Here is a 14,101-nt window from a genome sequence, read left to right on the forward strand (position 1 = left end):
CCTCGCTTCCCTTATTCTACGCCCTAAGTTTAACATCTACTCACTATACTTTCAACCCTTCATGCAGATACTTTCAACCTCCTTTACCACGTATTTCAAGGCTTACAGCGTTTTCGTTCAGACACTATTTAAGTAAAGTGTGCAAAAATAGATAAAGTTAAAGTTCTTCCTTCATCTGTCATCATTTGTTTGTTTCCAAAAGTTGTAAAATGCCCTTTATGGGTATCGATGTCCATTCCGGGCGGTTATTTAATTCATATCCCAGTTCATAAACTGCCTTTTCCAAAAGAAAAGAAGTAAGGAGCATGGTAAAATCTTCATTATTTTCAGGGAAAAGGTGGGTATTTTTTGCCGTTTCAATATATGATTTTAAGAAAATTCCTGCCACATATTGATACCATAGGTTTGTCCATGGTTCCAACACGGGTATATCTTCCGGGCGTATGGTGATATGTTTCAAGAGAGCGGTATTTGACACGTAATGGAAAGACCGTATCATTCCCGCTACGTCCTTTAATACGGATTTTTTAAGTCTCCTTTCGCTAAGGCTCCTGGCCGGTTCGCCTTCAAAATCAATAATAAAAAAATCATTTCCAGTGTAAATAACCTGGCCCAGGTGATAATCGCCGTGTATCCTTATTTTCAAAGCGGAAATTTTCTTTTTAAAGATGTTTTTATAGAGTTCTATTATTCTGTTTTCCTGCAATAGCAATTTATCGACTGATTCTTTTGTATTCTCTGGCAATTTTTTCATGTTTTTTCTGAGCAAGGCGAAAACCTTTTTCAGATAAGATTGCATTGATTGATAAAGAGATCTTTGATACAGCCGTGAAAACGGTTCGGGGCGAAAATCGTTGTTATCCGTTTCTTTTGACAGCGCGATATGCAATTCGGCCGTTCTTTTCCCCAAAAGCGACGCCATCTCAAGATATACCCCGCTAATTAATTCCTTAAACAGCAAAGGTATTTCATGCGACGTACTTTCTAAAAGGGAAAAAGACATCACGGGCATTTCCGGAATTTCATTCTTTTTTGCAAAGACCCTGTCAAAATACGTCATTAATGAATCAAGTGTATATGACCAGGCGTCTCCATGATTGGGAATGAAGCGCTGGAGGATACCGATCGATATCGGTTGATTTCCCTTTCTCACATATGCTATTTCCCCTATAAATGCCGGAACGTTGGCGAATGCAGTATACTCGCCTAGAAATTTGCCAATTTCCCACTCCGGATTAATACCTTCGCAAAGGCGTCGGTAAAGTTTGAAAATTAATTCTTTACCATAGAGTAATGATGAATTGCTCTGTTCCGCTTTTAATACGGATGATTTTTCTGAAAGCAATTCTTTCAGTTTATATTGTTTATGCATTTTCCCGGTATGAACGACAAGTCTTCCCTGAGTACCCTTTACTGACAATCTGTTTACCGCCATTTTCAATATAAACTTTTGAAATTCTTCATCATAAATGCCGTCATACACAATCCCTTCAGTATCATCTGTTTTCAGTTTCATCACAATTTTCTGGGGGTTTTCATGCAGCATTGTTTCTGCTTCGCTTCCGCTCAGATAAGAAAAAGAAAGGACATACCTATCAGATTCCTTGCCGTTATATTTTACCTCAATCAGGATAAGTTGTGTGGTATGCGTGTCTTTCTGCAATGAAATATTTTCAATAATTTTGACTTCTTGAATATCCGATGCCTTGCCGCCGAACCATCTGCTCTTTTTAAGATAAACAGGCAAAATCATTTTTTCCAATTTTACCGCCGTTTTTCCCTGGAAAACAGTTTCCCACTTTCCGTTTATACTCAATTCAGGGATACTTTCGTCTTTTGCAAGACGTAATTCTTCCGCTTCTTTTTGTATCAGAAACCAAAAGTAATCATGCCTGTTAATGGTAAGTACATAAGGAGATTTCGTTATTTTTGGGAATTTATTTCCGCTAAACACATCTTCCGGCGTACAATCGGAAAACGTTGAAAGGTCTAATTCCACTACCTGAGAGAATCGTGAGAGATTCATGACGACAAGGATATGCTCGTCCTGATAATGGCGGATAAATGCGAGTACTTTCGGATTATCAGGGAAAAGAAATTCTATACTCCCTCTTCCAAATGCCTTATACCGTTTTCTCATGGCTATTACCCGTTTCATCCACCAGAGAAGTGACGCGTGGTTCTTTTCCTGATTTTCCACGTTAATTGCCTCATAATGGTATTCCGGATCGGTAACGATAGGCAGATAGAGTTTCTGGGGGTTTACCCTTGAAAATCCAGCATTCCGGTCGACATTCCATTGCATGGGAGTTCGTACGCCATTTCTGTCTCCAAGGTAAAAATTGTCCCCCATCCCGATTTCGTCTCCATAATAAATAATGGGCGTACCCGGCAGGGAAAAAAGGAGTGCGTTCATAAGCTCTATCTTTCTTCTGTTGTTCCCTAGCAGGGGAGCCAGCCGTCTTCGGATGCCGAGGTTTATTCTTGCAACGGGATCGCTTGCGTATACCTGGTACATATAGTCCCTCTCTTCATCGGTTACCATTTCAAGGGTGAGTTCATCGTGGTTTCTTAAAAAAAGAGCCCATTGACATGTTTCCGGCAATAGCGGGGTTTGATCGAAGATATCAATGATCGGAAATCTGTCTTCCATCCATATTGACATAAACAATCTCGGCATGAGGGGGAAATGGAACGACATATGGCATTCATCCTGATTGCCGAAATATACGACAGCATCCTCTGGCCATTGATTTGCTTCTGCCAGGAGCATAACATTATTGTGCGTGCTTTCAACGTGTGCCCTCAGCTTTTTCAAAAAATCGTGGGTTTCAGGGAGATTTTCACAATTTGTTCCCTCCTTTTCAAACAGATACGGCACTGCGTCCAGACGGAAACCATCGACTCCCATATCAATCCAGTAATCGATAATCCTGAGCATTTCTTTTTGCACGGCCGGATTCGTAAAATTTAAATCGGGTTGATGTGAGTAGAAACGATGCCAGTAATATGCCTTTGCAACCGGATCCCATGTCCAGTTGGAATGTTCAAAGTCTTTAAAAATTATTCGCGCGTCTTTATATTTTTCAGACGTATCACTCCACACGTAAAAATCTTTCATTTTTGATTTCTGTTTCGGTCTCCTGGCGGCATGAAACCATTTATGCTGGTCGGAGGTATGGTTGAGAACGAGTTCCGTAATTACCTTCAAACCTCTTTTATGCGCCTCTTTGATAAAGAGTTTGAAGTCTCTTAATGTTCCGTAATCGGGATGAATGCCAAAATAGTCCGCGATATCATATCCGTCATCCTTTAGGGGAGAGGGATAAAAGGGCAGAAGCCATAAAGCGGTTACGCCGAGATTTTCCAGATAATCCAGCTTTTCCGTGACGCCCTTGAAGTCGCCAATCCCATCGCTATTCGAATCGTAGAATGCCTTTACATGCAGTTCATAAATAATTGCATCCTTATACCAGAGGGGTTCTTCAGCGTGAAGCATCTCTTTTGGCGGCATAGAGCGATACTCCTTTACATATAATAATCAAAATCGGTTTCTTTCCTCAGCCTTTTCCTTATTCGGAAAATATGCGCGGGAGTGGCATCGGGCTGAAGTTCTACATAGTTTTTTTTCCCCTGCCACACGTATTTTTCATCGCTCAACAGATCATGCACCATGTATGACTGATTTGCGTCTATTCCCAATATTTTTATCGGAACATTGACCCAGCCCGATTGAGCATGGTGCGGGTCCAGATTGACAACGACGAGTATAATATTGGAAAGGTCTTCTGTTGTCTTTCCATAGAAGAGAAGATGTTCATTATCAACTTCATAAAAACGTATATTCCCTGTATCCTGCAATGCTGCGTTTTCTATGCGTATCCGATTTATCCTTGTTATGAGATCCTTTAAATTTCCCGGCATGTTCAAGTTCCATTGTTTTATCTCATATTTTTCGGAATTAAAATATTCTTCCTTACCGGTTACCGCTTCACTGACACAAAGTTCGAAGGCAGGTCCGTAAATACCGTAATTAGAAGACAGGGTGCTTGCCAGGATAAACCGTATTATAAATGCTGGTCTTCTTCCATATTGCAGTTGTTCCGGTAAAATGTCCGGCGTATTTGGCCAGAAATTCGGCCTGAAATATTCTTTTAATTCTTCCTGTGTGAGTTCAGTGACATACTGAGTCAGTTCCCGTTTTGTATTCCGCCAGGTAAAGTAGGTATATGACTGTGTAAACCCTATTTTAGCCAATCGGTACATTACTTTTGGCCTCGTAAAAGCCTCTGAAAGAAAAATTACCTCCGGATAGATTTTTTGTGTTTCTCCTATCAACCATTCCCAAAAAGCAAACGGTTTTGTATGTGGATTGTCCACCCGGAATATACGAACCCCGCGTTCAATCCAGCAAAAGACAACATTTTTCAGCTCATGCCAAAGTCCTTTCCAGTTTTCCGTTTCAAAATTAAAGGGAACAATATCTTCATATTTTTTTGGAGGATTTTCCGCATGTTGTATTGAACCATCAGGTCGTATCTTGAACCAGTTCCTGTGTTTTTTTATATAAGGATGATCCGGGGAACACTGAAACGCAAGATCCAATGCAATATCAATATTATATTCCCTCGCCCGTTCTATCAGCGCTTGAAAATCTTTCTCTGTACCAAGGGAAGGATGTATTGACGTATGCCCTCCTTCGTGCGATCCGATTGCCCAGGGACTTCCAGGCTCTCCCTTTTGTGAGACAGGGGAATTGTTTTTCCCCTTTCGGTTCGTTATTCCAATAGGATGAATTGGAGGCAAGTACAATATATTAAAACCCATATTTGCGATTTCAGGAATGAGTGATTCACAGTCTTTCAATGTGCCGCCTCTTTCCTGTTCAGAATTACAGGAACGCGGAAACAATTCATACCAGGCGCTAAAAAGAGCCTTTTCCCTGTCCACCACTACTCCTAATTCTTTTTCATATAGAGTTGACAGACTTTTGTCTGGCCATGTTTTCATAAGCGAAGCTAATTCCTCATTAAAGGCAAGAGAAAGGGCTCCTGCTGTATTTTTTTCTGTTTTTAAGGTATTAGCAAATACATGAAGTTTTTTGGAATCATCCTTTGTTGCCAGCGCTGATGATTTTTGAATATAGACAACGCCTGTCAAAATATCCATGCTTGTTTCCTGCCCTGCGTCATACTTTTTTTTCAGTTCCTTTTTCCATGTGGTGAAGTGATCTACCCATCCTTCAACTGTATAATAATAAATGCCGATTTCCCGAACAGTAAAGTTTCCTTCCCATCGATCATTTCCCAGAGTCTTCATGGGTATTTCCAGCCAAACCTTTTCGCTGGCCTTACGTTGTAATAAAACAGGGATAACATCATCGTGTCCGTCAGTAAAGACGTCTGCCTGGACTACTACCTTCTCTCCAATTACTCGTTTTACTGGAAAACGACCGCAATCAATTTGCGGTCTTACGTTTTCAATAATTACCCTTTTTCTTCCTTCAAATTCCATTTATATTCCTGCTATTTAAAAGTTTGAAGTCGGTGTTGTTCTATATGAAAGTCTTTCCATGTAACATTGTAAAATTAACTACAAGTTCTTTATGAATACAATAGATACTATATTAATACCAATCCGGACGACTTTCATGTTTCGTTGTGATCTCCGTTCATCGGGGGTTAGTTAAATTAGCTGCAAGAAAATCTGTCTGCCCATATCCAATTTCTGGCAGGGCAAAAGGGAGTTATTCGGTAAAATAATTCTTAACTCGGCGGCAATGATTCTGAAGTTATTGATAAATATTATAATAAGGAAAGTGCGTTTTTTAATAAAAATGTTAAGATTTAATTTAGAATAGCATTATAATAAATAGTCAATGTTAAATGCATCTAATAAATTTGTTGTGTAGCATGAAAAAAGGTATTGTGTCAGAAGCCAAGAGACAATTTACTATTAATAAGGATATCAAAAAAGGGTTACCGCAGATTTTTACTGTGAGTATTTTTTTTGTTTAGGATTTAGGGCAGTGTGTGAAAATGGGTAAAGTTAAAATTCTTCCTCCGTCGGTAATTAATAAAATTGCGGCAGGCGAGTTAATTGACAGGTCTGCCGCTGTTGTGAAGGAACTCATTGAAAACGCCATTGATGCAGAGGCAAAGAGGATCGATGTTTATCTGGAAGACGGGGGAAGAAAACTGATAAGAATATCCGACGATGGCGTTGGTATTGACGCGGAAGACCTCGCTCTTGTTTTCCGAAGCCACACTACCAGCAAACTATCCAGCGCGGAAGATTTGTTTGCGATAAACACACTGGGGTTTCGCGGCGAAGCCCTGCCCAGTATTGGTGCGGTATCTAACTCAAAAATTACTTCGAGAATAAGAGGGGCGATAAGTGGCGCAGAAATAAAAACCGAAGGGGGCCGCATTGGCGATGTGAGAGAATGCGGGGCGCCGGAAGGCACGCAGATAGAGGTGCAGGATCTTTTTTTTAATACTCCCGTGCGTAAGAAATTTATGAAAACGGCGCCGACGGAGATGTCTTATATTTCAGACGTGTTAACGCGGTTTGCCCTGTGTTATCCGAATATCCATTTTACGTTAAGACACAACAACAGAACTGTATTTAACCTTCCGCCCGTTCAGGAAGTAATAGAAAGAATTGAGACATTTTTTGGCAGTGAGTTGAAAAAACATCTTTTATCTGCCTTTCTCCGGGAAGAGTTGTTTTCCCTCAAAGGATATATTGCACCGCCATTCCTGAACAAAGCGAATGGAAGGCTGCAATTTATTTTTCTAAACGGACGTTATATTAAGGATACGGCTATTTACCGTGCAATCAGCGACGCTTACCATGGGAAATTAATGAACAAACGATACCCCATAGTATTTTTATTTTTAACGGTTGCACCGTCCGAGGTGGACGTCAATGTCCATCCCACAAAAACAGAGGTAAGGTTCCGGAATAAGAGTGTTGTTTTTAATTATGTGCTCTCTACGCTAAAAGACGCCTTGAATAAATCACAGCCCAAATCCATTGATATAGTGACGCCGGAAAAAACATTTCAAAGAGACTGGGGAAACACCGATACAGTTGATCATAGAAACACCTCTTTATGGGAACAATTTCCTTTTGAAAAAACAGTGGAAAAAACGCCCGCGTCAGGGCTATCTACGGGTGTGAAGCACACCACGGCCATGCCCATAAGAGAAGAGATATCTGTTGGGAAAGCGATTTTCTCCGGCAAAAAAAGGTATTTTCAGATTCACAATGCCTTTATTGTAGAAGAGACGAATGAGGGTTTGAATATTATAGACCAGCATGCCTTGCATGAAATAATCCTGTACCATGCAATATTGAAAGGAATGCAGTCATCTCAATCTCCCCGCCAGCGATTACTGATCCCGGAACTTGTGGAATTGAACCCAAAAGACTTTTTTTTCGTATTAAGCATAAAAGAACAACTGGAAGGCATTGGCATAGAGATCGAGGAATTTGGAAGCAATACCATTATGATTCGTTCCTTTCCCCAAATCCTGAAACATTTGAATGGAAAAGAATTTATAGAAAACCTGACGCATGATTTTGGCGAGGAAGATTCCCGAAAGGGCAATGAAGGCGTCATGAATAAACTAGTCAATATCATGGCATGCAAGGCCGCGGTAAAAGCGGGGCAAAGATTAGAGTATCAGGAAATAGAAGAACTCATGGAAAAGAAAAAAAATATCAATGCCTATACAAATAACTGCCCCCATGGCCGGCCGACGACACTATCACTTTCTTTGGATGAATTGTACAAACATTTCAAAAGAAAATGAGCCATTGAAAATGAAGGAATGGTTATCCTATGTTTTTTTATAAAAAGACGTTAAGCACATTCTTTCTTTCGATTAAAACCCTTGACTTTTAATTTTGCCGCGGATAAGCTTTTTTCAAAGCTTCAGGTAAAAAGCAATGTTTGTCCAATTGCCCGTCCCTTTTACTAAAAAGTGCAGTGTTTTGTAATACCTTTCTTTAAAAACCATTTCTTTCCGGAGCAATATTATGTTTGAACTTATAATCGATACGGATTTTGCGGCGGCACATAATCTTCGGGGATATAAAGGACAGTGTGAAAATCTTCACGGCCATAACTGGAAGGTTCAGGTTGTTTTGAAGTCGGAAAAGCTGGACAATCTTGGAATGGTGATTGATTTCAGAGAAGCAAAAAAGCTTATCGGAGACGTTACAAAAAAATTTGATCATACGTACTTAAATGACATGGAACATTTTAAGGCCGAAAACCCAACCACCGAAAACATTTCCAGAATGATTTACAGAGAATTAACAAGTGCCATGCCCTCAGGCATAAAGGTTGAAAAAGTTACTACGTGGGAATCAGACCGATGTGGCGCAACGTATTTTGAATAAGGATTTTTTTAATAATGTCTGAAAAGCATACTATTATTCAGGTAGCTCTTGATTTTGTGGACATTCACAGGGCGATAAAGGTTGCCAGTGAGGCAATAGAAGGTGGCGCTGATTGGCTGGAAATAGGCACCCCGCTTATAAAAAGCGAAGGAATGAATGCCATTCGCCGGCTGAGAGAAATATTTCCCGATACGATGCTGGTTGCTGACATGAAAACTATGGATGCCGGACGCGTAGAAATGGAAATGGCTGCAAAAGCAGGCGCCAATATTGCGGTGGTAATGGGCAATGCGCCTGGTGCAACGATACGGGAATGCGTGTTGGCCGGTAAAAATTATGGCATAAAAGTATGCGCTGATTTTATGGATACTGACGCAATTGATGAACGTATCGGAATTGTTGAAAAATGCGGCGTCGATTATATTTCTATCCACACCGCAATCGACGATCAAATGAGCGGAAAAACACCTTTTAATGTATTACGGCACATATGCGAAAATGCGCATACCCCTGTTGCTGTCGCGGGGGGCATAAATTCTGAAAATGTTGTTGATGCGGTCAATGCCGGGGCACAAATCGTAATTGTTGGCGGATATATCAGTAAATCAGAAAACGCCAGGGATGCGGCAAACAATATCAGGCAAGCTGTTAAAGAAAACAGAAGAATTCAGACCGGCTTTTTCAAAAGAGTAACCCGCGAAGACGTCCGGAATGCGTTCATGAAACTTTCGACCGCAAACATATCCGATGGCCGTCATCGCGCGAAAAGTATTGTAGGGCTGTATCCGGTAAATCCTTCCATAAAACTCATAGGCACTGCCGTCACCGTTCGAACCTATCCCGGCGACTGGGCTAAGCCTGTAGAAGCCATAGATATTGCGAAAGAAGGGGATGTAATCGTAATTGATGCCGGCGGAACGGGGCCTGCTGTTTGGGGAGAACTGGCTACGCACAGCGCTATACAAAAAAAATTAAGCGGTTTGGTAGTTTATGGAGCGGTTCGCGATACGGCGGAAATGAAGCAATTGAATTTTCCGGTGTATACAAAATTAGTCATGCCTGATGCGGGAGAACCCAAAGGATTGGGGGAAATTAATGTGCCTCTGAATATCTCCGGAATTCAAATCATGCCGGGGGATTGGATAATCGGAGATGAGGATGGGCTCATGGCAGTACCTCAGGCGGAATCTGAAATTAGTGTTAACTATGGCATGGATTGTCTGGAAAAAGAAAATAGGATTCGTAAAGAAATATTATCTGAAAAAAGTTCTTTAGGAAGGGTGACAGATTTGTTAAAATGGGAAAAGAAGTAATGTTTTCCCGCAGAAAGATTTATGGGGGTGACAAAGCATGAAATGTGAATCCTGCAACAAAAAATACGCAACCGTGCACTTGACGGAAATCGTTGGTAATGTGAAGAAAGAACGGCATCTTTGTGAAGAATGTGCGCAAGGAGTAAGCACGCAGATTGCCAAGGTACCTTCTCCTACAGAAATATTAACAAATCTTATTAATCAGGTTGCTCCGGGGATAAACGAGTTATCCAAGATTGTATGCCCTGTTTGCGGATTATCATATTTGGAATTTCGTTCACACGGGAGACTTGGTTGCCCTATGGATTATACTGTTTTCAGAAAGGGGTTAATCCCTTTGCTTGAAAAAATGCATGGCAGCGCACAGCATGTGGGAAAAGTGCCTTCCAGGGCGGGGAAAGAAATGATTAAAAAAAATGAACTCATGCAGCTTAGAAATGAATTGAATAAATCAATCGAAAAGGAAGATTATGAAAGGGCGGCTGAGTTGAGAGATAAAATATACGAACTTTCGGGCGATAATAATGAAAATAAGTGATTTGGCTGATAATACAGGTGAATGGCTTAGGGGAACGGGACCGGAATCTGACATTGTTATAAGCAGCAGGATTCGCCTTGCGAGAAATGTGGCAAAATATCCCTTTCTTTCACGTGCTAATGTAAAACAAAAGAAGGAACTTGAGGAACTTATAAGAACAAAGATTATAGACGCGGATGTTGCACCTGCCCTTAGTTATATTAACCTGTCAGAACTTTCTTCTGTTGACCGGCTGTTTCTCGTAGAAAGACACCTCATTAGCAGGGAACATGCAGAAGGTGAAAAAGAGAGAGGCGTCGCTTTTGAAAAATCGGAAAATATTAGCGTTATGGTCAATGAAGAGGATCATATAAGAATACAGGTAATCCGTTCCGGCCTTGAACTTCGGGAAACATGGAAAACGATAGACATTATTGATAACAAACTGGAAAGAAAAATAAACTATGCGTATTCATCGCAATTTGGATATCTAACGGCCTGTCCCACAAATGTTGGTACGGGGATGAGGGCATCGGTAATGCTTCATTTGCCGGCATTGGGAATGACACATCATATAGAAAAAGTATTTAATGCAGTAATGAAGCTTGGCTTGGTAGTGAGAGGTTTATATGGAGAAGGGACGCAGGTCTCCGGGGATTTATATCAGATTTCAAACCAGTTTACCCTTGGAAAATCAGAGGCCGAAATTATTGAAATTATTGAAGGGGTAATTCCCAGGATTACCAGTTACGAACGGATTGCAAGAAAGTCCCTGATCGCTGAAAGCAGGGAACAAATGGAAGACCGCGTGTGGAGATCGTACGGGATGCTGAAGGTTGCACGCATGATTACTTCGGAAGAAATCATGCATCTTCTCTCGCAAGTGAGGATGGGCGTTAATTTGGGAATTATCAATGATATTGAAATGAAAACATTAAATGAACTTTTTGTTCTTACTTTACCGGGACATTTACAAAAGTTAGAAGGGCGCGAGCTTACTTCTTCGCAAAGAAATATAATTCGTGCGTTGTATGTAAGGAAACGGCTTGAAAAGATAGAAACTTTGAAAGGATAGGTGTTTTATGTTTGATCGATTTACTGATCGTGCCAGAAAGGTTATGGCCCTTGCGCGGGAAGAGGCAAGGCGGTTTAATCACGAGTATATTGGGACAGAACATATATTATTAGGGCTGGTGAAAGAAGGAAGCGGCGTTGCGGCTAATGTTCTGCAAAACTTAGATGTTGAACTAAAGAAAATACGTATTGAAATAGAAAAGATAGTGCAAGGTGGATCTGATCTGGTATCGGTAGGGCAGCTTCCGTTCACGCCCCGCGTAAAAAAGGTGCTGGAATATGCGATGGAAGAGGCGCGGGCGCTGGGACATAATTATATAGGAACGGAGCACTTATTGTTGGGCTTGTTGAAGGAGCAGGAAGGTGTAGCCGCGCAGGTATTATTGAACCTGGGCGTTAAACCTGCAGAAGTACGGGAGGAAGTAATTGGTTTGCTGGGCTCGGAATCGGTGCAAAACAGTCAATCACAGGAAAAAGAAGAAAAGAAAGGACGTTCCAAAACTCCTGCGCTTGACTCTTTCGGGCGCGATCTTACACAGCAGGCCAGAGAAAAAGAACTTGATCCGGTTATTGGAAGGAAAGATGTGATTGAACGTGTTGTTCAGGTCTTATGCAGGCGAACAAAAAACAATCCTGTTCTTCTGGGGGAAGCCGGCGTGGGAAAAACTGCGATAGTTGAAGGCCTTGCACAGGTAGTGGTTCACGGGGATGTTCCTGAGTTGCTGAGAGGGCGCAGAATAGTAGCCCTTGATCTCGCAATGATGGTAGCCGGTACGAAATACAGAGGCCAGTTTGAAGAGAGGATCAAGGCGGTAATGTCAGAAGTAAAAAGGGCAAAAAACATCATACTCTTTATTGATGAGTTACATACCCTTGTTGGCGCAGGAGGGGCAGAGGGCGCTATAGATGCCTCAAATGTTTTAAAACCTGCCTTGTCCCGTGGTGAAATACAGTGTATCGGAGCTACCACTTTGGATGAATACAGAAAATATATCGAAAAAGACGGTGCGCTAGAAAGAAGGTTCCAGACAATTATCGTAGAGCCGCCGTCGAAAGAAGAAACGGTTGAAATACTAAAAGGGCTTCGCGACCGCTATGAATCTCACCACAAAGTAAGAATTACCGACGAGGCATTAGAAGCCGCAACTGAACTTTCCGTGCGTTATATTACCGGAAGATTTTTGCCCGATAAAGCTATTGATATAATCGATGAGGCGTGCGCCAGGTTAAGACTCAAAGCAACCACGCAACCGCCGGACGTAAAACATCTGGAAGACGAAATTATCCGGCTGGAAAAAGAAAAAGATGAGTCCGTGGCAATACAAGATTTTGAAAGGGCGGCACGGTTAAGGGATAAAGCGGACAAAATGAAAAAGAAAAAGGAAGTTGTCGAAAGAGAGTGGCGGGAAAAACATGCCGAACTGGAAGGGGAGGTTGATGTTGAAATTGTTGATGAAGTAGTGTCGAAAATGACCGGCATACCTATCTCACGAATAGAATCGACAGAGGCAAATAAATTGCTTCATATGGAAGAGGAACTTCATAAAATGGTGATAAGCCAGGAAGAGGCAACCAGGGCAATTTCCAAAGCAATCAGAAGATCACGCGCTAGACTGAAGAATCCAAATCGCCCTGTGGCCTCTTTTATTTTTGTAGGCCCTTCCGGTGTTGGTAAGACACATTTGGCAAGATCTCTCGCCAAATTGGTTTTTGGAGAAGAAGGTTCTTTGGTACAGATTGATATGTCAGAATACATGGAAAAGCACAGTATTTCACGATTAATAGGAGCTCCTCCGGGTTATATCGGCTACGAGGAAGGGGGGCAGTTAACGGAAAAAATTCGCCGCCGTCCTTATGCGGTTGTTTTATTAGATGAGATTGAAAAGGCGCATCCGGATGTTTTTAACATGATGTTACAGATCATGGATGAAGGAAAACTTACCGATAGTTTCGGCAGGCATGTTGATTTCCGGAATGTTATCATTATTATGACCTCAAATATTGGCGCGGAGGTTATTAAAAATCAGGCCTCTTTAGGATTTCGTAAAGCTTCGGAGAAGGATAACTACGAGGTAATGAAAGAACAATTGAAAAAGGAGGTAGAAAAACATTTTCGTCCGGAGTTTTTAAACAGAATAGATAATATTATTGTTTTTAAACCTTTAAACAAAGATGATTTGAAGAAGATTGTTGAAATTGAACTTGTTGACGTGAAAAAGAGATTGGAACCGTATCAAATCAGCATTACAATGACAGATGAAGCATTGAATTTCCTTATAGACAAGGGATATGATCAAAATTTTGGCGCCCGACCAATCAGGAGGGCTATTGAAAATTATTTAGAAGATCCTCTTTCTGAGGAAATTTTGCAGGGACGATTCGAAGGAAAATCCAGTGTGAAAGTTTTATTGCAAGATGGCAAGCTGGTGTTCGAGGATATTGTTGAAGAACCGGAACCAGCGCTGGCAAATGCTGAAAATGGCATTTAATTAATTTGAGATATGCCAACAAAAGTATGGGCGAAGCATTTGCTATAAACAGGCAAATGCTTCTCCCATACGCTATGCAAATAGGGGTGTAATATTAAATAAAAATTTGTTAGATAACATTATTACATAAAGCAGCATTATAGAATCATTTCCGGCTTACATTTCTTTTTTTGTAACACTTTAGTTCTTTGAAAAATTAATAGCGAAAAAAGGTAAAAAAAGCTGGCGTCTGTTTTTCCTTTGTGGTATAAAAGGCTTCAATAAAGGGAAACAGTTTATGAAGCCTATCATATTCC

Annotated in this window: 8 protein-coding genes; 6 read left to right on the plus strand and 2 right to left on the minus strand. The window is 41.0% G+C overall.

The genetic code is table 11. The features are described from left to right. Positions 1-181: 181 nt before the first annotated feature. Positions 182-3,514: a maltose alpha-D-glucosyltransferase gene (treS, locus tag QZT26_RS12425; protein WP_099324376.1), complete on the minus strand. Its 3,333-nt coding sequence runs from the start codon at positions 3,512-3,514 to the stop codon at positions 182-184. Positions 3,515-3,528: 14 nt separating this feature from the next. Further along, the gene (locus QZT26_RS12430) at positions 3,529-5,514 is read right to left on the minus strand and encodes an alpha-1,4-glucan--maltose-1-phosphate maltosyltransferase (RefSeq protein ID WP_099324375.1); all 1,986 of its coding nucleotides are present in this window, start codon (positions 5,512-5,514) and stop codon (positions 3,529-3,531) included. Between the two features lie 524 nt (positions 5,515-6,038). Here QZT26_RS12430 and mutL point away from each other — a divergent pair. The 6 genes from mutL (at position 6,039) to QZT26_RS12460 (ending at position 13,805) form a co-directional block, all read left to right on the plus strand. After that, on the plus strand, positions 6,039-7,820 hold the full coding sequence (gene mutL / locus QZT26_RS12435; protein ID WP_295102533.1) for a DNA mismatch repair endonuclease MutL: 1,782 nt from the start codon (positions 6,039-6,041) through the stop codon (positions 7,818-7,820). Between the two features lie 226 nt (positions 7,821-8,046). Further along, on the plus strand, positions 8,047-8,412 hold the full coding sequence (gene queD / locus QZT26_RS12440; RefSeq protein ID WP_099324373.1) for a 6-carboxytetrahydropterin synthase QueD: 366 nt from the start codon (positions 8,047-8,049) through the stop codon (positions 8,410-8,412). Positions 8,413-8,426: 14 nt separating this feature from the next. After that, positions 8,427-9,725 (plus strand): 3-hexulose-6-phosphate synthase, encoded by a 1,299-nt coding sequence (gene hxlA, locus QZT26_RS12445; protein ID WP_295102537.1) that lies wholly within the window; start codon positions 8,427-8,429, stop codon positions 9,723-9,725. A gap of 37 nt (positions 9,726-9,762) precedes the next feature. Continuing rightward, the gene (locus tag QZT26_RS12450; protein WP_099324371.1) at positions 9,763-10,263 is read left to right on the plus strand and encodes a UvrB/UvrC motif-containing protein; all 501 of its coding nucleotides are present in this window, start codon (positions 9,763-9,765) and stop codon (positions 10,261-10,263) included. Then, complete coding sequence (locus tag QZT26_RS12455) at positions 10,250-11,317, plus strand: protein arginine kinase (RefSeq protein WP_295102540.1); 1,068 nt, start codon at positions 10,250-10,252, stop codon at positions 11,315-11,317. Before QZT26_RS12450 ends, QZT26_RS12455 begins: the two co-directional genes overlap by 14 nt. A 7-nt stretch (positions 11,318-11,324) precedes the next feature. After that, complete coding sequence (locus QZT26_RS12460) at positions 11,325-13,805, plus strand: ATP-dependent Clp protease ATP-binding subunit (protein WP_295102541.1); 2,481 nt, start codon at positions 11,325-11,327, stop codon at positions 13,803-13,805. Positions 13,806-14,101 lie beyond the last annotated feature (296 nt).

Origin of the sequence: uncultured Candidatus Kuenenia sp. (genome assembly GCF_900696675.1) — a bacterium.
Lineage (GTDB): Bacteria > Planctomycetota > Brocadiia > Brocadiales > Brocadiaceae > Kuenenia > Kuenenia stuttgartiensis_A.